The organism is Microbispora amethystogenes (genome assembly GCF_016863015.1).
Taxonomy (GTDB): domain Bacteria; phylum Actinomycetota; class Actinomycetes; order Streptosporangiales; family Streptosporangiaceae; genus Microbispora; species Microbispora amethystogenes.
In genome coordinates this window covers 1-18,732 of sequence record NZ_BOOB01000073.1, presented here as the reverse complement: position 1 = coordinate 18,732, position 18,732 = coordinate 1, and the positions used below count along the sequence as shown (strand labels likewise).

Genomic DNA, 18,732 nt, shown 5'->3' with positions numbered 1-18,732 from the left:
TCGTCGGCGCCCAGCCCCGGCAGGGCAAGAGCTTCACCGCCCGCCTGCTCGCGTTGTACGCCGCGCTCGATCCGTACGTGCAGTTGGAGGTGTTCGACGGCAAGGGCTCCCCGGACTGGCGGAAGTTCGCCCTCGTGGCGCACTCCTGCTCTTTCGGGTTCACCCCTTCACGGGATGGTGACCCGCTGGAGATCTTCGTTCAGACCCTTCGCGACCTCAAAGCCGACGTGCAGGCCCGGTATCAGAAGCTTTCCGAGTTGCCGGTGGACATCTGCCCGGAGGGCAAGCTGACCCGCGAGATCGCCCGCGACCCGAAGTACGGCATGCCGGTCCGGCTCGTGGTGATCGATGAGTGTCAGGAGTACTTCGACACCGGGGACAAGGAGCTGAACAAGGAGATCGCCTCCCTGCTGGTTTTCCTGGTCAAGGTCGCCCCCGCCGCCGGCGTCATCGTATTGGACGCCACGCAGAAGCCCGGCGGAGTCGGGACCGGCGACACCGCCACCGCCTTCACCAGCTTCCGCGACAACCACCAGGTCCGCATCGCCCTGCGCACCGGCTCATGGCAGGTCTCCGACCTCGTGCTGGGCTCCGGCGCCTACTCCGAAGGGTTCGACTCCTCCGCCCTGCTGCCCTCCTACAAGGGCGTTGGCCTGCTGCGCGGCGCCGGGGACGACACCCCGACCGTGCGGTTCCACCTGGCCGACGCCGAAGACGCCGAGAAGATCCTCCAGGTCGCCCGCAAGCTCCGCGAGCGCGCCGGCACGCTGTCCGGCTACGCCGCCGGGCAGGCCGCCATCCGCGAAGTGCGCGACGTCCTGGCCGACGCCGCGAGCGTCTTCCAGGGTTCGGAGACCGGCCTTCCCTGGGCGCTGATCGCCGCCCGGCTGGCCGAGCGCATCCCCGAGCACTACGCCGACATCACCGCCGACGCGATCTCGGCTCAACTGCGGGACCTGGCCGTGCCGAGCGTCAACATCAAGCGGGACGGCCAGACGCTCAAGGGCGCCAAGCGCGCCGCCATCGAGACCGCGATGCAGCGCCGCGACCAGACCGGAACCTGACCGCCGGGATTCACCGGCCACCCCGCGCGCAGTCACCGGGAGTGGCCGGTGGACCCTCACCGGACCCTCACGAGGAGAGCGGAGAAGGTAGCGGCTCACCCGCTACCGGTAGCGCCCGCGCTACCGGCGCCGCTACCACCCTCACCGCCCTTGATCAGCCCAGATACCCGCAGGTAGCGGGTAGCGGGCTCCGCCTGCCATGCCGGAAAACGCCTCTGGAGTGCTCACCGTGACCCTGCTGGCCGCTACCGCCACCACCCCGCCGCTACCCATCCCGCCACTGTCAGTGATCCTCGCCTGGCTGATCCTGGCCGCCCTCGTGTGGGTGCTCGGCTACGCCGCCGCATGCGCCGCCACCCCGTTCGGGCGCTGCCGCCGCTGCGAGGGACACGGCAAGACCATCACGCCCAACGGGCGCGTCCGCCGCTGGTGCCGGCACTGCGACGCCACCGGCCTACGCCTGCGCTGGGGCCGCCGCCTGTTCAACTACCTCCGCCGCCTGTACCGGGACGGCAGCCGGTGAACCGCTCCCCGCTGTCCACCGCGGGCTCGATGTGTTCCGGTTACGGCGGGCTCGACCGCGCGGTCTCCACCGTGCTCGGCACACGGCTGCTGTGGGTCGCCGACAACGACACTCACGCCTCCGCAGTGCTCGCCCACCGTTTCCCCGAGGTGCCCAACCTGGGCGACCTGACCGCCGTGGACTGGGCCACCGTGCCTGCTCCCGACGTGGTCACCGCCGGGTTCCCCTGCCAGCCGGTCTCATCCGCCGGCCGCCGCAAGGGCGTCAACGACGAAAGGTGGCTGTTCGATGACATCGCCGACGCTATTGGCCGAATGGACCCACGGCCCCGGCTGCTCGTGCTCGAAAACGTCCCTGGGCTGCTCTCTGTCAACGGCGGGCACGCTATGGCCAGAGTCGTTTCTGGACTGGCCGCCCTCGGGTACCTGGGACGCTGGCGGACTGTCCGCGCTTCCGACATCGGAGCGCCGCACCAGCGCGCCCGCATCTTCATCGTCGCCTGGCTCCCCGAGGCTGCTGCCCACCCCTCGCGCATCGGAACAGGAGAACCGGCAGACGCGGCGAACCCCTTCCCAGCAAGCAGGCAGGCACGGCCTGTCCCTGGCCGCCGAGGTCTGCGAACTGCTGCCGACCCCGTCCAGGTCGCTGCACGACGACGGCAAGAACTATGCGACCTGGAAGGCACGCCGGGAGCGGATGCGTGCACAGCACCAGGTCGGCATCGGCACACCGCCCCTGCCGATACTGGTCACCCTTCTGCCTCAGCAGTCGGCCCCGCTGTCCAGTGGGGGCGTTACGAGCCCGCCATCCGCCGCTGGGAGCAGCTGACAGGCCGTCCTGCTCCCTGCCCGACGGAACCGGCGTCCAAAGGCGGCCGGCGACTCGCGCCCGCCTTCTCCGAATGGCTCATGGGCCTGCCCGCCGGATGGGTCACCGCCGTCCCCAGCATCGGCCGCAACGGACAACTTCGTCTGATCGGCAACGGCGTCGTCCCCCAGCAGGCCACCGCCGCCCTGCTCGACCTGCTCCCCGAACGCCTGGCCCCCGCCCACGCACAGCACAGGGAGGAACGCGCGTCATGAACCACCCGCCGACCCTGCGATACGCCCTCGCGGCTGCCGCCCGCGGCTGGCACGTCTTCCCGCTCGTGCCTGGGGGGAAGGTCCCGCCCCGGGGGTTCGACCACTGGGAACGCCGCGCCACCGCCGACCCTGACGCCATCCGCCGGTGGTGGGCGCGCGCCCCGTTCAACATCGGCATCGCCTGCGGCCCCTCCCGGCTCGTGGTTGTGGACCTCGACACCCCCAAACCGGGGGAGACGCCCCCGCCGGTGTGGGACCTGCCCGGCGTCAACGACGGCGCGGACGCGCTCGCGCTGGTCTGCGAACGCGCCGGACAGCCGTTCCCCACCCTGGAGACCTTCCACGTCTGCACCCGGCGCGGCGGAACGCACCTGTACTACACGGCGCCGGACGGGATCGAGCTGCGCAACACCGAAGGCGACAAGGGCAACGGGCTCGGCTGGCTGATCGACACCCGCGCGCACGGCGGCTACGTCGTCGGCCCCGGCAGCTTCGTGGACCTGCCTGACGGCACCGGCACCTATGACGTCGTCTACAACGCGCCACCGGCCCCGCTGCCCCCCTGGCTGTCCAAGCGCCTTGTCCCCCCGCCCCCGCAGGCCACCGAGCCGCTCCACCTCGCCCTGCCCCCCGACCGGCGCGGCGCGTTCCTGCGCGCGGCGATCAACGGCGAGGTGGACCGCGTCGCCGCCGCCCCCGAAGGGCAGCGCAACCGCACGTTGTTCCTGGCCGCCATCGCCCTGGGGCAACTCGTCGCAGGCGGCGCACTCGGCGCCGAGGAGGTCAAAACCCTGCTTGGACAGGCAGGGGTGGCCGCCGGGCTCGACCAGCGCGAAACCGACCGCACCGTCACATCCGGCCTACGTCACGGGGCCAAGCGCCCCCGCACCGTCGCCGCCTGACTCAAGGAGCCCACACCATGAACCCGACCGCTACCCGCGGCACCGTCCTGCTGGACTCGCTGCTCGCCGCGCTCACCCGCTACGTGATCCTGCCGACCCCGCAGGCCGCCGACGCCGTGGTGCTGTGGATCGCCGCGACCCACGCCCAACCCGCCTGGCCGCACGCCCCCCGCCTGGTCATCCGCGCCCCCGAAAAGCGCTGCGGAAAGTCCCGGCTGCTCGATGTCGTAGAGGCCACCTGTCACGACCCGTTCATCACCGTCAACTCCTCACCCGCCGCCGTCTACCGCTCCATCACCGACGACCCCCCGACGCTGCTCGTGGACGAGGCCGACACCATCTTTGGCCCCAAGGCCGACGGCAATGAAGACCTTCGCGGACTGCTGAACGCGGGGCATCAGCGCAACCGGCCCGCCAAGCGCTACGACGCCAACACCGGCCGCGTCGAGTCCATCCCGACCTTCGCCATGGCCGCCCTCGCCGGGATCGGCGCCATGCCCGACACCATCGAAGACCGCGCCGTCGTCATCCGCATGCGCCGCCGCGGCCCCGGCGAAACCGTCGCCCCCTACCGCCACCGCCGCGACCGCCCCGCCCTGCGCCAGCTCGCCGCCGACCTGGCCGCGTGGCTGCGCGCCGACCTCGACACCCTGGAGAAGGCCGAACCCCCCATGCCTGTCGAAGACCGCGCCGCCGACACCTGGGAACCCCTCGTGGTCGTCGCCGACCATGCCGGCACCCACTGGCCCGAGCGCGCCCGCGCCGCCGTCCTGGCGTTGACCGCCGAGGCCGACGACAACGGCCAGCCCTCCACCCGCGTCCGCCTGCTGGCCGACTGCCGCGCCGCGTTCGGCACGGACACCGCGTTGGCCACCGCTGATCTGCTGCAACGGCTTAAGGCCGACCCCGAAGCGCCCTGGGCCGACTACGGCCCCGCCGGGCTCACCCCCATGAGAATCGGTGCGCTGCTGCGCGAATACGAGATCCGGTCGAGCAACATCCGCTTCCCCGATGGCACCCAGGCCAAGGGCTACCAGCGGGCCGACTTCATCGACGCGTGGACCCGATACTGCCCCGCTCTCGACCCCGTCCCGGAGGCCGATGTGGTCCCGTTCGCGCGGGGTAGCCGTCCCAGCCGTCCCAGCATCATCAGCCCAGGTCAGAGCGGGACGGCTCCGATTCCTGGGACGGCTTAAGCCGTCCCACGCAAAAAGCCGTCCCAGGGCTGACCTGCGGAAATGACCCTGGGACGGCTGGGACGGCTACCCCCCTCAAAACCGCGCCGAACATCATTCCACGAGCCACCGGAAGGACTACGCCCAGCATGGCCACCGCCACCGCGAACAAGCCCCTGACCGTCGCCGAGCTGTGCGCCGAACTCGGCATCTCCCGCTCCACCTTCTACGACTGGCGCCAGAAGGGCCGCGCCCCCCGCTGCCTCAAACTCCCCAACGGCGACCTACGGATACGCCGCACCGACTTCGACCGCTGGCTCAACAGCCTGGAGGACGCCCACTGATGAAGGACATCACCTACGACGTCCGCATCTATAAGACCGAGGTCTACAACGGCAAGCGAGTGACCTCATACACGGTCCGATGGAGCACGGGAGGAAAGCCCTGGAAGGAGCCCTTCCGAAATGCCGCCCAGGCCGACGCCTTCCGCTCCGAACTGATGACAGCCGCCCGCAAGGGTGAGGCTTTCGCCATCGCCACCGGGCGCCCCGTCGCCTGGAAGCGGCAAGAGACGGTCCTGAGCTGGTACAGCTTCACCCTGGCCTATGTAGACGCCAAATGGCCCTACGCTTCCCCCAACCATCGCCGGGGTATCGCGGAAGCCCTCACAGACGCCACGGAAGCACTCTTCACAGTCGAGAGCGCGGCCGCGGATCGGGACGTCTACCGCGCCGCTCTCCGCTGGTCCTACAGCATGCGCGTTCGCGACACCGCAGAACCGCCGACAGAACTCTCCGCCGCTTTGCGCTGGCTGGAGCAGCACACGATCGCTCTGACCGCATTCACCGAACCGGGGAAGGGCGCCCCCCTGGCCCGTGCCGTACTGGATCGGATCAGCCGGACGAAAGACGGGAAACTCGCCGCCGCGAACACCGCCAACCGGAAGCGAATGGTCCTCAACAACGTCATGGAATACGCGCGGGAGATCGGAGCACTTCCAGCCAACCCATTCAAGGCTGTGAAGTGGACCAAACCCCGAACACTTTCCACCGTGGACCCTCGCACCGTGATCAATATCGAGCAGGCTCGCCGGTTCCTGATGGCGGTACGCAAGGACAGCAGGCGGGGAGAGCGGATGGAAGCGTTCTTCGGCTGCATGTACTATGCCGCCCTACGCCCGGAAGAGGCCGTTGACCTGCGTCGGGAACATCTCGTGAGCCTCCCTGACGACGGCTGGGGTGAAATGCGCCTGACCAATGCTGAGCCGCGCGCCGGAAGCCGCTGGACCAACAGCGGCCGACCGCGGGAGCGGCGCGCCCTCAAGCATCGGGCGGAAGGCGAGACACGATCGGTACCGATCCATCCCGAGCTGGTCACGCTGCTGCGAACGCATCTGAAGGCGTACGGAACCGGCCCCGATGGGCGCGTGTTCATCGGCCCCCGGGGCGGGATCATGACCGATCGCGCTTACCTCAAGGTCTTCCATGACGCTCGTGAGAAGGCGTTCTCAGCTGCAGAGGCCGTGTCGCCCCTCATGGCCGTGCCGTACGCCCTGCGTCACGCTGCCGTGTCCACGTGGCTCAACGCGGGAGTCCCAGCGCCCCAGGTGGCTGAGTGGGCAGGGCACAGCGTGGACGTGCTCCTACGGGTCTACGCCAAGTGCATCCACGGGCAGGAGACCGAAGCTATGCGCCGGATCTGGGACGCCACGAAGCCCTGAAAACTTCGGCACGTATTCGGCACGATCACCCGTAGCGAGCCGTTGACGACCGGACACCACCGGACACACGAAGAGAGCCCCGGACCCGCATCGCTGCTGGTCAGGGGCTCTTTTTCCTGCTGGTGGCAGGTGCAAGGTTCGAACTTGCGTAGGCTGAGCCGACGGTTTTACAGACCGCTCCCTTTGGCCACTCGGGCAACCTGCCGTGTCTTCCGCTCGCGGCGGCGACAGGTAGAAGAATAGCGGACTTCCCGGGTGCACGTGACATGGGTTCCGTCCGGGTCGCTCCTGGACAGCGGCGGGTCCGGAAACCCAGGAGCGGGCGCGGCAGGCCGGCGGTCATAGTGGGACGGTGATCAGACAGGCCGGGCCGACGGACCTCGTGGCCCTCCCGGAGGTCGAGCGGGCGGCGGACGAGTTGTTCGCTCCGCTCGGCATCGTCTTCCCGCCCGGCACGACGGTCATCGAGGGGTGTGACGATCCCGCGCGTGTCATCGTGGCCGGCCGGCCGCCGGTGGGGTTCGCCCTGCTCGGGGTGGTCGACGGCCTGACCCATCTCGAACAGATCGCCGTGCATCCCAGCCACGCCAACCAGGGGATCGGGACCCGGCTTCTGGAGGCCGTCTGCGCTATTACCGCGATGCAAGCCGGTCTCGCCGCGCGAACAACTGCCGACCCAACGACTACCGCCATGCACACACCTGCCGCGCGGGCCGCCACTGCGGCGGTGACGCTGACGACGTTCCGGGACGTGCCGTGGAACGCGCCCTGGTACGCGCGCCGCGGATTCCGGGTCATCCCACCCCGCGAGTGGGGGCCGGAACTCGGCGCGCTGGTCGAGCACGAACGGGCCCTCGGCATAGAGGTGGCGCCCCGCGTCGTGATGAGGAAGGACCTCTGATCGCACCGGGGGCCACTAATCTCGAAGGTCAACGGAGAGAGGACACGGACACCGATGGCCGACAGCAGTTTCGACGTGGTGAGCAAGATCGACCGGCAGGAGGTCGACAACGCCCTGAACCAGACGGTCAAGGAGGTCGGGCACCGCTTCGACTTCAAGGGCACGGGCGCGAGCATCTCCTGGTCGGGGCAGAAGGACATCGAGATCAAGGCGAACAGCGAGGAGCGGGCCAACGCGGTCCTCGACGTCTTCAAGGAGAAGATCGTCAAGCGCAACCTGTCCCTCAAGATCCTGGACGCGGGCGAGCCGAAGCCGTCCGGCCGGGAGTATCGCCTGGTGGTGGCCCTCAAGGAGGGCATCGACCAGGAGAACGCCAAGAAGATCTCCAAGCTCATCCGGGACGAGGGCCCGAAGGGCGTGAAGGCGCAGATCCAGGGCGAGGAGCTCCGGGTCAGCTCCAAGAAGAAGGACGAGCTCCAGCAGGTGATCTCGCTGCTCAAGGGCAAGGACCTCGACATCGCCCTCCAGTTCGTCAACTATCGGTGATACCGGCCACAGCCGGAAACCAGTAATAAGGCCCTGACCTGCGGGTTCAGGGCCTTTGTCATGCCTGAGCGCCCCACCACCATGACCACTTGGTTGCCCCAAGCAACGATCATCGTATGATTGCTTAGGGAAACTAAGTTCAAGCACAGAGGGGCTTTGATGGCGAACGCGATGACCAGGGAGACGCCGCCGGGCGCGGCGGCCCCCGCGATGACGCACCGGGAGATCCTGGAGGCGCTCTCGGGTCTGATGCTGGGGATGTTCGTCGCGATTCTGTCGTCCACCGTCGTGGCGAACGCGCTGCCGACGATCACGGCGGAACTGCACGCGGACGAGACGACGTACACGTGGGTGATCACCGCGACGCTGCTCGCGACCACGGTCTCGACGCCGATCTGGGGCAAGCTCGCCGACCTGTTCAGCAAGAAGCTGCTGATCCAGCTCGGGCTGACCGTGTACGTGATCGGGTCGGCGATCGCCGGTCTGTCGCAGAACCCCTCGATGCTGATCGCGGCGCGGGTGGTGCAGGGCCTCGGCGTCGGCGGCCTGACCGCCCTCGCCCAGGTCATCATGGCGGCGATGATCCCGCCGCGCGAGCGGGGCCGCTACTCCGGCTACCTCGGCGCGGTGTTCGCCGTCGGCACGATCGGCGGCCCGCTCATCGGCGGCCTGATCGTCGACACCTCGTGGCTCGGCTGGCGTTGGTGCTTCTACGTCGGCGTGCCGTTCGCGATCATCTCGCTGATCGTGCTGCAGAAGACCCTGCACCTGCCGGTGGTCAAGCGTGACGTGCGCATCGACTGGGGCGGCTCGGTCCTGATCGCGGCCTCTGTCTCCCTGCTGCTGGTCTGGGTCTCCTTCGCGGGCACCAAGTACGACTGGTTGTCGTGGCAGACCGGAGCGATGGTCGGCGGGGCCGTCGTGCTCGCCGCGCTGTTCCTCCTGGTGGAGACGAAGGCCAGGGAGCCGATCGTCCCGCTGCACCTGTTCCGGATCCGTACGATCAGTCTCGCCGTGGTCGCCAGCGTCCTGGTCGGCGTGGGCATGTTCGGCGGCACGACCTTCCTCAGCCAGTACTTCCAGCTCGCCCGCGGCGAGACGCCCACCGTGGCCGGCCTGATGACGCTGCCGATGATCCTCGGCCTCGCGCTCTCCTCCACCGTCTCCGGGCAGATCATCACCCGCACCGGACGCTGGAAGGTCTTCCTCGTCGCCGGCACGTTCTTCCTCACCGCCGGCTTCGCGCTCATGGGCATGCTGCGGTACGACACCGACTACTGGCTCGTCGCCGTCTTCATGTTCCTCGTCGGCATGGGCATCGGCATGAGCCAGCAGAACCTCGTGCTCGCCGTGCAGAACCAGGTGCGCGCCGAGGAACTGGGCGCGGGCAGCGCGGTCGTCGCGTTCTTCCGCTCCCTCGGCGGCGCGATCGGCGTCTCGGCGCTCGGTGCCGTGATGGTCAACCGCGTCCGCACCTACCTGCAGGAGAACCTCTCCGCGATCGGCGTCGACGGCACCGGCGGCGAGAGCGGCACGATTCCGAAGCTCTCCACGCTCCCCGCGCCGATCCGCACCGCCATGGAGGGCGCGTACGGCCACGGGATCGGCGACCTGTTCCTCTACGCCGCGCCGGTCGCCTTCCTCGCGCTGATCGCCGTGCTGTTCATCAAGGAGGTCCCGCTGCGGACCAGCGCGCACACCGTCCAGGCCGAGGCTCCGGCGGACCCCGAGCCCGCTCTCACCGAGCCCGCCCGGCCGAGGAACGGCTCCGCGCCCGGCCGCCACGCGCAGCGCGACCGGCAGACGCCCGCCACTGCCGGCTCAGAGACAACCAGTGCCGAGACGACCTCGCCCAACGGCTTCGGCGCCGTCCCCCACCACCTCGAGACCCAGCCGTTCGCCCCCGAGCCGTCCGTCCTCACCGCCACGCGCGAGCGTCCGTACGCGAGCCTCGCGACCGAGGCGTACGGCCTCGGCGGCCGAGGCGGCCAGGGCGGTCAGAACAGCGTGGAGATCCGCGGGCTCGTCACCGGCCAGGACGGCGGGCCCGTGGGCCGCGCCGTGCTCACGCTGATCGACGTACGCGGCCACCAGCTCGGCCGTACGGTCACCCGGGACGACGGCGGCTACGCGCTGGCGGCCCCGGGCGGCGGGACGTACGTGCTGATCGCGTCGGCCGGCGACCGGGACCCGCAGGTCGCCACGCTGGTCGTCGGCGAGCAGCCGGTCGACTTCGACATGGTGCTCGCGGCCTCGGGCCGGCTCGTCGGCACCGTACGCGGCACGGACGGCGGGCCGGTCGCCGAGGCGATGGTCGTGGTGACCGACGTGCGCGGCGAGGTCGTCGCGACGGGCGCGACCGACGCCGAAGGCGGCTTCTCCTTCTCCGGGGTCGTGGCCGGGACCTACACGCTCACGGTCAGCGGCGCGGCGTACCGTCCGGCGGCCGTTCCGATCGAGGTGCTCGGCACCGGGCAGACCCGGCAGGACGTCGTGCTGCTGCCCGGCGCGCGGGTGCGCGGCACGGTCCGCGTCCGGGACGGCGTGCCGCTGGCGGACGCCAGGGTCACGCTGCTCGACGCCGCGGGCAATGTGGTCGGCATGGTGACCACCGGCGAGGACGGCGAGTACGCCTTCACCGATCTCACCGGCGGCCGCTACACCGTCGTCGCGACCGGCTACCCGCCCGTCGCGAACTCTGTGAACCTCGACGGGCAGGGCGACGAGCCGTACGACGTGTGGCTGGGGCACCCGGAATGAGCATCTCCACCACGGTCCCCCGGGGGCTGCACGCGTCGGTCCGGACCCCGGACGGCTGGGCCGTCCAGCACGCGATCGTCACCGTGACCGACACGGCCGGGCGCCAGGTGGCGCGGGCGGAGGCGGACGCCGACGGGCAGGTCGCCACCGCCCCGCTGGCCCCGGGCGTCTACACGGTGGTCGCGACCGCGATCGGGTACGCCCCGGCCGCGTCCACCGCGATCGCGACCGCCTCGGGGGCGGCGGAGGCCGGCACGCTCGTGCTCGCCCGGCAGGGCGGCACCGCGCTTCCGCCGCCCGGGGTGTGGACGATCGACCCCGCGCATTCGAAGGTGTCGGCCACGGCCCGGCACCTCGGACTGAGCAGCGTGCAGGGGCGGTTCACCGAGTTCTCCGGCCGGATCGACATGGGCGCCACGCCGGAGGAGTCGTCGGTCGTCGCCGAGATCGCCGCGGCGTCCATCGACACCGGCAACGAGATGCGCGATGATCACCTGCGGTCGGCGGACTTCCTCGACGTCCCGGAGCACCCGGTCATCACGTACCGGAGCACCGGGCTGTCGCCGGCGGGCCCGGACCGGTGGACGGTGCACGGCGTGCTGACACTGAGCGGCGTGAGCCGCCCGGTCGATCTCGACCTCGCGTACCTCGGCACCGGCCCGGACCTGTGGGGCGGGCTGCGGGCGGCCTTCCGCGCGGTCACGGAGCTGCGCCGGGAGGATTTCGCGATGACCTACAACCAGGTCGTCCAGGCCGGCATCTCACTGATCGGGGCGACGCTGAAAGTGGAGCTGGACATCCAGGCGGTGCGCGGGTAGACCCTGCCACAGGCAGTCAGGAGGAGGCAGGCCATGCGAGAGACGGAGACCGCTCTCCGGCCGCCCACGGCCGAAAAGCACGAGGGGCACGAGGGGCGCCAGTCGGTTCCGGAGGCGCCGCAGGCGCACGAGGCGTACTGCGCGGTCGAGCGGCAGCTCGCCATCCTGCTCCGGCGCTCCCAGGCGTTCTCCGCCGGGATGGGACGCAAGGTGCATCCCGAGCTGGACCCCGGGGCGTACGGCCTGCTCGTGCGGATCGACCAGAGCTCGCCCATGCGCTCCAGCGACCTGGCCGCCTATCTGCGGGTGGGCCGGGCGACGATCAGCCGCCAGCTCAAGGTGCTGGAGGAGCTCGGGCTGATCAGCCGCAGCCCCGACCCGGAGGACGGCCGCGCCCACCTGCTGGCTCTCACCGAGGAGGGGCACAGGCGGCTCCACGACGCGCGGGCGGCGCGCCAGGGACAGCTGCGTACGCTGCTGGCCGCCTGGCCGGAGGAGGACGTGCGGCAGCTCGCCGGAATGCTGGAGAGGTTCAACACACTGACCGAGGGCATGCACCCCTGACTCCACAGCCACAACTGTTACCACGAGACCTCACCCTGTGACAAAAGCGTCATAACATGCCCCTAAACTGCGCCTCTGTACCGTTCACGCACTACAGCGAGGAGGCCGCGTGGCTCCCTGGTCCACTTATCGGCAAGCGGCGGGCATCGGCGCGGCGGCACTGGCGACGGTCCTCCTGGTGACCGCCTGCGGGAGCGAGTCGGGCGGCTCGGACTCGGCCGCGACGGCCACCCCCGGCCCGAACACCGTCGCCCTCGTGAGCGCCGGCAAGATCACAACCTGTACGAACATCCCGTACGAGCCGTTCCAGTTCAACCAGGGCGACAAGGTCGTCGGGTTCGACGTGGACATCGTCGACCTGGTCGCCAAGAAGCTCGGCGTGACGCAGGACATCGTCGACATCGACTTCGCGGCGATCAAGAGCGGCGCCGCGCTCAACTCCCGCAAGTGCGACGTGGCCGCCGCCGGCATGACGATCACCGACGAGCGCAAGCAGAACCTGCTGTTCTCGGAGCCGTACTTCGACGCCACCCAGGCGCTGATGGCCAAGAAGGGCAGCGGGGTCACCTCGCTCGACGACGTCAAGGCCAAGAACCTCAAGCTCGGCGCGCAGGCGTCCACGACCGGTCTCGACTACGTCAAGGGCAAGGGCTTCGAGCCGATCGAGTTCGCCGACTCCCCCAAGGAGCTGCTCGGCCTGCAGACCGGCCAGGCGGACGTCATCGTGCAGGACCTCCCGGTCGTGCTGACCTGGCTGAAGAAGCCCGACGTCGGCGCCAAGTTCGAGCAGGTCGCGAGCCTCGACACCGGTGAGCAGTACGGCATCGGCATGAAGAAGGACAACGAGGCGCTCAAGAAGGTCGTCGACGAGGTCCTCGCCGCCGCGAAGTCGGACGGCACCTACAACGAGATCTACAAGAAGTGGTTCGGCACCGAGCCGGGCGCCGCTACCGGCGGCGCTTCCGAAGGCGCCTCGGACGGCGCCACGACCGGTGAGAGCCCGGCCGCGACCGGAACCGAGACGCCCGCCGCCGGATCATGAGTGCCGTGAGCGAGCAGGAGGCACCCTCCCCCGCCGGGCCCCGCAAGGGGCTCAGCCCGCGCCGGAAACAGCGCATCAGCCGGGGCGTCCAGTACGCCCTGCTGGTGGTCGTCGTGGTCGTCCTCGCCGCCCTGGCCGACTGGGGGGCGATCCGTCAGTCGTTCCTCAACCTCGACGTGGCCCGCGAGGGCCTCCCCGATCTGTTCACGGTCGCCCTGCGCAACACGGTGATCTACACGCTCTCGGGATTCGTCCTCGGCTTCGTCCTGGGACTGGTGCTGGCGCTGATGCGGCTGTCCACGGTCGCGCCGTACCGGTGGCTGTCGACGATCTACATCGAGATCTTCCGTGGCCTGCCGATGCTGCTCATCTTCCTGATGATCGGCAGCCTGCGGCTGGCGTTCCCCAACTTCGACATCCCCGGCGGGGTGTACGGCAACGCCGCGCTGGGGCTCGGCCTCGTCTCGGCGGCGTACATGGCGGAGAACTTCCGGGCGGGCATCCAGGCGGTGCCGAAGGGCCAGCTGGAGGCGGCGCGTTCACTCGGCATGCCGCACATGCGCGCCATGGTGTCGATCATCATCCCCCAGGCGATCAGGATCGTGCTGCCGCCGCTCACCAACCAGCTCGTCTCGCTGCTGAAGGACTCGTCACTGGTGCTGATCCTCGGCGTCACGGCCGCGCAGGTCGAGCTGGCCAAGTTCGGCAACGACCAGTCCTCCACGTTCGCCAACCCCACGCCGATCCTCGTGACCGGCCTCACCTACCTGCTGATCACCATCCCCCTCGGGTACGTCGCGAGGCGGCTCGAAGCACGTCAGGGAGCGGGCCGATGAGCACCGTCGAGATCAGTGACCTGCACAAGTCGTTCGGGAGGCTCGAAGTCCTCAAGGGCATCGACTTCACGGTCGAGAGCGGCCAGGTGGTCTGTGTGATCGGGCCGTCCGGCTCGGGGAAGTCGACGCTGCTGCGCTGCGTCAACCTGCTGGAGCAGCCGACCTCGGGCAAGGTGATCGTCGACGGCGTCGACCTGACCGACCCGGACGTCGACATCGACGCCGCCCGGCGGCGGATCGGCATGGTGTTCCAGCAGTTCAACCTGTTCCCGCACCTGACCGTGCGGCGGAACGTCACGATCGCCCAGGAACGGGTGCTCAAGCGGCGCCGGGACGAATGCGACAGCGTCGCCAGGGAGAACCTCGAGAAGGTCGGGCTGCTCGAGAAGCTCGACGCCTATCCGCCCCAGCTGTCCGGTGGTCAGCAGCAGCGCGTGGCCATCGCCCGCGCGCTCGCCATGAACCCCTCGCTGATGCTGTTCGACGAGCCGACCTCGGCGCTCGACCCCGAGCTGGTCGGCGACGTGCTGTCGGTCATGCGGCAGCTCGCCGAGGACGGCATGACGATGCTCGTCGTCACCCACGAGATGGGCTTCGCCCGCGAGGTCGCCGACCGGGTGGTGTTCATGGACGGCGGCGTGATCGTCGAGGACGGGCCGCCCGAGCAGGTCATCGCCGACCCGCGGCACGAGCGGACCCGCGAGTTCCTGCGCCGGGTGCTGCACCCCGGCACCGACCCTGGCACCTGAACCTGGCACCCGAGGCCCGCTCTCCCGGCGGTCCACCCTGTGGACAGGGTGGCTGCCGGGCGAGCGGCCCGGGTTATCGTCGCAGTATGGGCAAGGTCTACGAGAAGCTCACCGACCGGCTGCGTGAGTTCATCTCCGCACAACCCGTCTTCTTCGTGGCGACGGCCCCCGAGCGGGGCCACGTCAACGTGTCGCCGAAGGGCTACGGCGACACCTTCGCGATCATCGACGACACGACGGTCGCGTACCTCGATCTCGACGGCAGCGGTGTCGAGACCATCGCCCACATCCGCGACAACGGGCGCGTCACGCTGATGTTCTGCGCCTTCTCCGGGCCGCCGAAGATCGTGCGCCTCTTCGGCACCGGCCGCGTGGTGACTCCCGGCGACGCCGACTTCTCCGGGCTGCTCACGCTCTTCGGGCCGCATCCGGGGGTGCGCTCGGTCATCGTGGTCTCCTGCGACCGCATCGCCGACTCCTGCGGCTACTCGGTGCCCTTCATGGCGTACGAGCAGGACCGGGCGCTGCTCGACGACTGGGCCGGGCGCAAGGACGTGCAGCAGCGGCGAAACTACCGCGCCAAGCACAACCGGGAGAGCATCGACGGGCTGCCCGCGCTCGGCGCCGAGGAGACCGACCCGGTCCACCAGCACTCCTGAACGCCGCCTGCTCCCTCTCCGGGCCCTGTCAGCGCCGGTAGCCGGCCATCCGCTCCAGCCGGGCGATGCGCACGGCGACCGGCGGATGGGTCGCGAACAACCGGCCGAGCCCGGCGCAGCGGAAAGGGTTCACGAACATCATGTGACCCGCGGAGGTGAGCCTGCCGTTCTCCGGAAGGGGAAGCCGGCGCGCCTCCATCTCGATCTTGCGGAGCGCCGAGGCGAGAGCCAGCGGGTCGCCGGTCAGCCGTACGCCCGCGTCGTCGGCGGCGAACTCCCGGGACCGCGAGATCGCCATCTGGATCATGGTCGCCGCGACCGGGCCGAGGATCACCACCAGGATGGCGCCGAGGAACCCCGGCCCCTCGTCGTCGTCCGAACCGGAGAACAGGCCGACGTAACCCACATAAGTGATCATCGTGGCCAGCGCGCCCGCGACGGACGAGATCAGCGTGTCCCGGTTGTTGATGTGCGACAGCTCGTGGCCGAGCACGCCCTTGAGCTCACGCTCGTCCAGCAGCCCGAGAAGGCCGTGCGTGACGCACACGGCGGAGTCACGCGGGCTGCGGCCGGTCGCGAACGCGTTGGGCTGCATGGTCGGCGACACGTACAGGCGGGGCATCGGCCTGCGGGTCTCCGTGCACAGGTCGCGGACGACCCGGTAGAGGTGCGGCTGCTCGACCTCGGCCACGGGCCGGGCCCGCAGGGCCGACAGCGCGATCCTGTCGGCCGTGAAGTAGGCGACGCCGCAGGTCACGAGCGCGACCACGACGGCGATCCGGGCACCTGCCCCGCCCCCCAGCCAGACCCCGGCCGCCAGGAGGAACGCCGACAGCGCCCCCAGCAGGACCGCGGTGCGCAGGCGGTTGTGGTGCACGCCTCCTCCTCACGGTTCGGTGTGTCCAGCCCTACCAACGCGCAGGTCCTGGGCGAACGTTCCCGTGGGATGCTCCGGCGTGCGAGAGGTCAGCTCCGCCCCTCGGGCCCACCCTTCTCGCCGGGCTGCTGAGGCTTCTTCGGCAGTGCCCCGGGCGGCCGGATGGAGCGGACGTCGCGCATGGCACGCGGCGGCTCACGCCGTGGACGGCTCCCCGGCCCGCTCGCGGGTTGGGTCCCGGCGCTCCTCGCGGGTTGGGTCCCGGGGCCGTCCGCAGGTTCGGTCCCGGAAGCGCCTGCGGGTTCCGCCGCGCCGCCCTCCGGCCGGACCTCTGCCGCCCCGCCTTCTGCCGGCCCGCCCCCTGCCGGCCGGGCCGACTGCTGACCCGCCGGCTGCGCGGCCGGCTGTTCCGTGGGCCGCCGCGCGGTGTCCTCCGCGACGGACGCGCCGTCGTCGGGTCCCTTCGCCGGCCCCACGACGGATCGGGCCGCCTGCGCGCGTGTGATCGCCGACGGCCCCTTGAGCGGCCCCTTCGGCGGCTCAGCGCCGATCTCGGGCGCGGGCGGCGGGGGCACGGTCGCGACCCACTCCCCGAGCCGGTCCTTCTCGTGCAGAAGGTCGCGGACGTCGTACTCCGCGTACTCGAACTCCGGCGACCAGAACAGCGCGTCGAACGGGCACACCTCGATGCAGATGCCGCAGTACATGCACAGCGAGAAGTCGATCGCGAAGCGGTCGAGCACGTTGTGGGCGCGCGGGCGTCCGCCCTCCGGCGCCGTGATCGTCTCCTTGTGCGAGTCGATGTAGATGCACCAGTCGGGGCATTCACGCGCGCAGAGCATGCAGACGGTGCAGTTCTCCTCCACCAGCGCGATTACGCCCCGGCTGCGCGCGGGCAGGTCGGGGCGGACCTCCGGATACTGCCCCGTCTCCGGCTCGTGCGGCGCCTGCCGCGTGATCACGGCCGGGTCCCCTGCCGGTCCTTCTCCTGCTACGCGCGCCATACTTCATCTTCGCGCACCGTATCGAGCGCTGTGGACGGCAGCCGGACGCACGGCTCCGTCCGCACGGTTTTCCACATCGTCCACAGCCCCGTCCCCATGGTTGTCCACAGGATGTGGGGAAGAAGAGCAAGCACAAACGACGACGAATACGTATCGTCTGGACCATGAACGGCTATGGGGGACCGGGAGGCTATCCTCCCGCACCACAGGGACCACCGAATCCCTACTACGGGGGCTATCCGCCGCCACCACCGCAACCGCCGTCCGGCGCCGCCAGCGTGGTCTGGGCGCTCGTCCCGCTCTTCACCTGCGGAGCCGGCACTCCCTTCACGATGCTGTACGCCGCCATTCGCCGGCGCAGCGTCGCGCTCGGCCTGTCCGCCGCCGGATACGCCGCCCTGACGGCGGCGTGGCTCTACAGCAGCGTGGTCTACGACGACGTCCCCACCCCGTGGCCGGCGACCGCCGCCATCATCATCGGCGCGCTCGGGCCCTGGCTCGGCGGGACCCTGCACTCCTTCCTGATCAGGAAGCGGGTGTTCGGCCTCGCCTCGCAGCCCTCCACGCTCAACGAGCACGCGCTCGCGGTCGCGCAACACCGGCGCGTGCTGCGGCAGCAGGCGAGGGAGCTGGCCGAGCGGGATCCCGCGATGGCGCGCGAACTGCGGATCGGACGGCCCGACCTGCCCCGGCAGTACGACGACGGCGGCCTGGTCGACCTCAACCGCGCTCCCGCGCCGCTCATCGCGAGCATGCCGGGGATGACTCTCGCCCTCGCCGACCAGGTCGTACGGGTCCGGGAGCAGGTGGGCGGTTTCGTCTCGGCCGAGGACGTCTCCGCTGCCGCGTCCCTGCCTCCGCACCTCACCGCCGACCTATCCGAATACGGCATTTTTCTCCCATAGGCGCTCGACTCCGGCCGCCGTCACATATCTCTGGTTATACGGCAAGCATTTCCCTAGGCTGCGAAGTGCTCCTTGGGCGTTATGTCAGCCGCGACAACCGGAGGGACCAATGACGGCGCCGGAAATCGCCGAGTGCAGAGCGGACATGGCCGCGGCCGCCACGGCCGCGCGGGACATTCTCGATGCGCTCGGCACCGTGCCCCCGATGTTCGGCGACCACACCTGGCAGGGTACGGCGGCGGATCTGTGGGCCGCCGACTGGCACGCGCGAAAGATCCAGCTCACCACACTGCTCGATGCCGTTCTCACCGAGCAGTCGCATCTCGTCGCCCGTGCCGAGGAGGCGGAACGCCTGAGGGCCGCCTCGTAGTCCGTCGTCACGGAGTCCGCCGGGGAGAGGGAAACCCAGTGGGGGAATTCGTCGGGGTCGATCCCGAGAATCTGAAAGAGCTGACCAGGCGGCTCGAACGGCTTCACGACCTACTCGCCCGGCAGGGCCCCGCGATTCAGCCTCACCTAGCGAGGAACCCCGGGCGTTTACGCCCGGGAGGAATTGCTTCCCTGACTTGAGTTTTCAGGTGGCATGGGCCAAACGGTAATGTGTT

20 protein-coding genes, 1 tRNA gene and 1 pseudogene are annotated in these 18,732 nt (G+C 70.0%); 19 read left to right on the top strand and 3 right to left on the bottom strand.

The window, feature by feature from the left end; genetic code table 11:
- The 8 genes and pseudogenes from Mam01_RS35240 to Mam01_RS35210 form a co-directional block, all read left to right on the top strand.
- The coding region (locus Mam01_RS35240) for a hypothetical protein (RefSeq protein WP_204289565.1) at positions 1–1,064 on the top strand (1,064 nt) is incomplete at its 5' end.
- A 229-nt stretch (positions 1,065–1,293) separates the two neighbouring features.
- Complete coding sequence (locus Mam01_RS35235; protein WP_204289564.1) at positions 1,294–1,587, top strand: hypothetical protein; 294 nt, start codon at positions 1,294–1,296, stop codon at positions 1,585–1,587.
- A gap of 29 nt (positions 1,588–1,616) precedes the next feature.
- Positions 1,617–2,093: pseudogene (locus Mam01_RS37820) on the top strand (DNA cytosine methyltransferase); the annotation flags it as partial.
- A 402-nt stretch (positions 2,094–2,495) separates the two neighbouring features.
- On the top strand, positions 2,496–2,669 hold the full coding sequence (locus Mam01_RS37120; RefSeq protein ID WP_239101856.1) for a hypothetical protein: 174 nt from the start codon (positions 2,496–2,498) through the stop codon (positions 2,667–2,669).
- Complete coding sequence (locus tag Mam01_RS35225; protein WP_204289562.1) at positions 2,666–3,571, top strand: bifunctional DNA primase/polymerase; 906 nt, start codon at positions 2,666–2,668, stop codon at positions 3,569–3,571. The genes Mam01_RS37120 and Mam01_RS35225 overlap by 4 nt, the downstream gene beginning before the upstream one ends.
- A 17-nt stretch (positions 3,572–3,588) precedes the next feature.
- Positions 3,589–4,767 (top strand): DUF3631 domain-containing protein, encoded by a 1,179-nt coding sequence (locus Mam01_RS35220; protein WP_204289561.1) that lies wholly within the window; start codon positions 3,589–3,591, stop codon positions 4,765–4,767.
- 128 nt (positions 4,768–4,895) lie between these two features.
- Complete coding sequence (locus Mam01_RS35215; RefSeq protein WP_204289560.1) at positions 4,896–5,090, top strand: helix-turn-helix transcriptional regulator; 195 nt, start codon at positions 4,896–4,898, stop codon at positions 5,088–5,090.
- Positions 5,090–6,466 carry a tyrosine-type recombinase/integrase gene (locus Mam01_RS35210; RefSeq protein ID WP_204289559.1) on the top strand — a complete coding sequence of 459 codons (1,377 nt, stop codon included), beginning with the start codon at positions 5,090–5,092 and terminating at the stop codon, positions 6,464–6,466. The genes Mam01_RS35215 and Mam01_RS35210 overlap by 1 nt, the downstream gene beginning before the upstream one ends.
- A 120-nt stretch (positions 6,467–6,586) precedes the next feature.
- On the opposite strand, the gene Mam01_RS35205 is transcribed toward Mam01_RS35210, so the two are convergent.
- Positions 6,587–6,671 (bottom strand) — tRNA-Tyr (locus Mam01_RS35205).
- Between the two features lie 147 nt (positions 6,672–6,818).
- Between Mam01_RS35205 and Mam01_RS35200 the strand changes: the two genes are divergently transcribed.
- The 9 genes from Mam01_RS35200 to Mam01_RS35160 all read left to right on the top strand — a co-directional run bounded on the left by Mam01_RS35200 (position 6,819) and on the right by Mam01_RS35160 (position 15,341).
- Positions 6,819–7,367, top strand: a complete 549-nt coding sequence (locus tag Mam01_RS35200) for a GNAT family N-acetyltransferase (protein ID WP_204289558.1) — start codon at positions 6,819–6,821, stop codon at positions 7,365–7,367.
- A 54-nt stretch (positions 7,368–7,421) separates the two neighbouring features.
- Positions 7,422–7,913, top strand: a complete 492-nt coding sequence (locus Mam01_RS35195) for a YajQ family cyclic di-GMP-binding protein (protein ID WP_204289557.1) — start codon at positions 7,422–7,424, stop codon at positions 7,911–7,913.
- A gap of 159 nt (positions 7,914–8,072) precedes the next feature.
- Complete coding sequence (locus tag Mam01_RS35190) at positions 8,073–10,673, top strand: MFS transporter (RefSeq protein ID WP_204289556.1); 2,601 nt, start codon at positions 8,073–8,075, stop codon at positions 10,671–10,673.
- On the top strand, positions 10,670–11,491 hold the full coding sequence (locus Mam01_RS35185; RefSeq protein ID WP_204289555.1) for a YceI family protein: 822 nt from the start codon (positions 10,670–10,672) through the stop codon (positions 11,489–11,491). The genes Mam01_RS35190 and Mam01_RS35185 overlap by 4 nt, the downstream gene beginning before the upstream one ends.
- Positions 11,492–11,524: 33 nt before the next feature.
- Positions 11,525–12,055, top strand: coding sequence for a MarR family winged helix-turn-helix transcriptional regulator (locus Mam01_RS35180; RefSeq protein WP_204289554.1), 531 nt, complete (start codon positions 11,525–11,527; stop codon positions 12,053–12,055).
- 109 nt (positions 12,056–12,164) lie between these two features.
- Positions 12,165–13,097, top strand: a complete 933-nt coding sequence (locus tag Mam01_RS35175; protein ID WP_204289553.1) for an ABC transporter substrate-binding protein — start codon at positions 12,165–12,167, stop codon at positions 13,095–13,097.
- On the top strand, positions 13,094–13,933 hold the full coding sequence (locus tag Mam01_RS35170) for an amino acid ABC transporter permease (protein ID WP_204289552.1): 840 nt from the start codon (positions 13,094–13,096) through the stop codon (positions 13,931–13,933). Before Mam01_RS35175 ends, Mam01_RS35170 begins: the two co-directional genes overlap by 4 nt.
- Positions 13,930–14,682 (top strand): amino acid ABC transporter ATP-binding protein, encoded by a 753-nt coding sequence (locus Mam01_RS35165; protein WP_150936033.1) that lies wholly within the window; start codon positions 13,930–13,932, stop codon positions 14,680–14,682. The genes Mam01_RS35170 and Mam01_RS35165 overlap by 4 nt, the downstream gene beginning before the upstream one ends.
- A gap of 86 nt (positions 14,683–14,768) precedes the next feature.
- On the top strand, positions 14,769–15,341 hold the full coding sequence (locus Mam01_RS35160; protein ID WP_204289551.1) for a pyridoxamine 5'-phosphate oxidase family protein: 573 nt from the start codon (positions 14,769–14,771) through the stop codon (positions 15,339–15,341).
- A gap of 28 nt (positions 15,342–15,369) precedes the next feature.
- On the opposite strand, the gene Mam01_RS35155 is transcribed toward Mam01_RS35160, so the two are convergent.
- Positions 15,370–16,218: a M48 family metalloprotease gene (locus Mam01_RS35155; protein WP_204289550.1), complete on the bottom strand. Its 849-nt coding sequence runs from the start codon at positions 16,216–16,218 to the stop codon at positions 15,370–15,372.
- An 89-nt stretch (positions 16,219–16,307) separates the two neighbouring features.
- On the bottom strand, positions 16,308–17,180 hold the full coding sequence (locus tag Mam01_RS37115; RefSeq protein WP_239101855.1) for a 4Fe-4S binding protein: 873 nt from the start codon (positions 17,178–17,180) through the stop codon (positions 16,308–16,310).
- Between the two features lie 206 nt (positions 17,181–17,386).
- Here Mam01_RS37115 and Mam01_RS35145 point away from each other — a divergent pair, with 206 nt between their 5' ends.
- Positions 17,387–18,127, top strand: coding sequence for a ComEA family DNA-binding protein (locus tag Mam01_RS35145; RefSeq protein WP_204289549.1), 741 nt, complete (start codon positions 17,387–17,389; stop codon positions 18,125–18,127).
- 109 nt (positions 18,128–18,236) lie between these two features.
- The gene (locus tag Mam01_RS35140) at positions 18,237–18,497 is read left to right on the top strand and encodes a hypothetical protein (RefSeq protein ID WP_204289548.1); all 261 of its coding nucleotides are present in this window, start codon (positions 18,237–18,239) and stop codon (positions 18,495–18,497) included.
- Positions 18,498–18,732 lie beyond the last annotated feature (235 nt).

What these genes read in the sequence shown, in the direction of transcription:
- Mam01_RS37120 (WP_239101856.1), top strand. Translation starts at nt 2,496, where the DNA reads ATGGGCCTGCCCGCCGGATGGGTCACCGCCGTCCCCAGCATCGGCCGC.
- Mam01_RS35225 (WP_204289562.1), top strand. Translation starts at nt 2,666, where the DNA reads ATGAACCACCCGCCGACCCTGCGATACGCCCTCGCGGCTGCCGCCCGC.
- Mam01_RS35220 (WP_204289561.1), top strand. Translation starts at nt 3,589, where the DNA reads ATGAACCCGACCGCTACCCGCGGCACCGTCCTGCTGGACTCGCTGCTC.
- Mam01_RS35215 (WP_204289560.1), top strand. Translation starts at nt 4,896, where the DNA reads ATGGCCACCGCCACCGCGAACAAGCCCCTGACCGTCGCCGAGCTGTGC.
- Mam01_RS35210 (WP_204289559.1), top strand. Translation starts at nt 5,090, where the DNA reads ATGAAGGACATCACCTACGACGTCCGCATCTATAAGACCGAGGTCTAC.
- Mam01_RS35195 (WP_204289557.1), top strand. Translation starts at nt 7,422, where the DNA reads ATGGCCGACAGCAGTTTCGACGTGGTGAGCAAGATCGACCGGCAGGAG.
- Mam01_RS35190 (WP_204289556.1), top strand. Translation starts at nt 8,073, where the DNA reads ATGGCGAACGCGATGACCAGGGAGACGCCGCCGGGCGCGGCGGCCCCC.
- Mam01_RS35185 (WP_204289555.1), top strand. Translation starts at nt 10,670, where the DNA reads ATGAGCATCTCCACCACGGTCCCCCGGGGGCTGCACGCGTCGGTCCGG.
- Mam01_RS35180 (WP_204289554.1), top strand. Translation starts at nt 11,525, where the DNA reads ATGCGAGAGACGGAGACCGCTCTCCGGCCGCCCACGGCCGAAAAGCAC.
- Mam01_RS35170 (WP_204289552.1), top strand. Translation starts at nt 13,094, where the DNA reads ATGAGTGCCGTGAGCGAGCAGGAGGCACCCTCCCCCGCCGGGCCCCGC.
- Mam01_RS35165 (WP_150936033.1), top strand. Translation starts at nt 13,930, where the DNA reads ATGAGCACCGTCGAGATCAGTGACCTGCACAAGTCGTTCGGGAGGCTC.
- Mam01_RS35160 (WP_204289551.1), top strand. Translation starts at nt 14,769, where the DNA reads ATGGGCAAGGTCTACGAGAAGCTCACCGACCGGCTGCGTGAGTTCATC.
- Mam01_RS35145 (WP_204289549.1), top strand. Translation starts at nt 17,387, where the DNA reads ATGAACGGCTATGGGGGACCGGGAGGCTATCCTCCCGCACCACAGGGA.
- Mam01_RS35140 (WP_204289548.1), top strand. Translation starts at nt 18,237, where the DNA reads ATGACGGCGCCGGAAATCGCCGAGTGCAGAGCGGACATGGCCGCGGCC.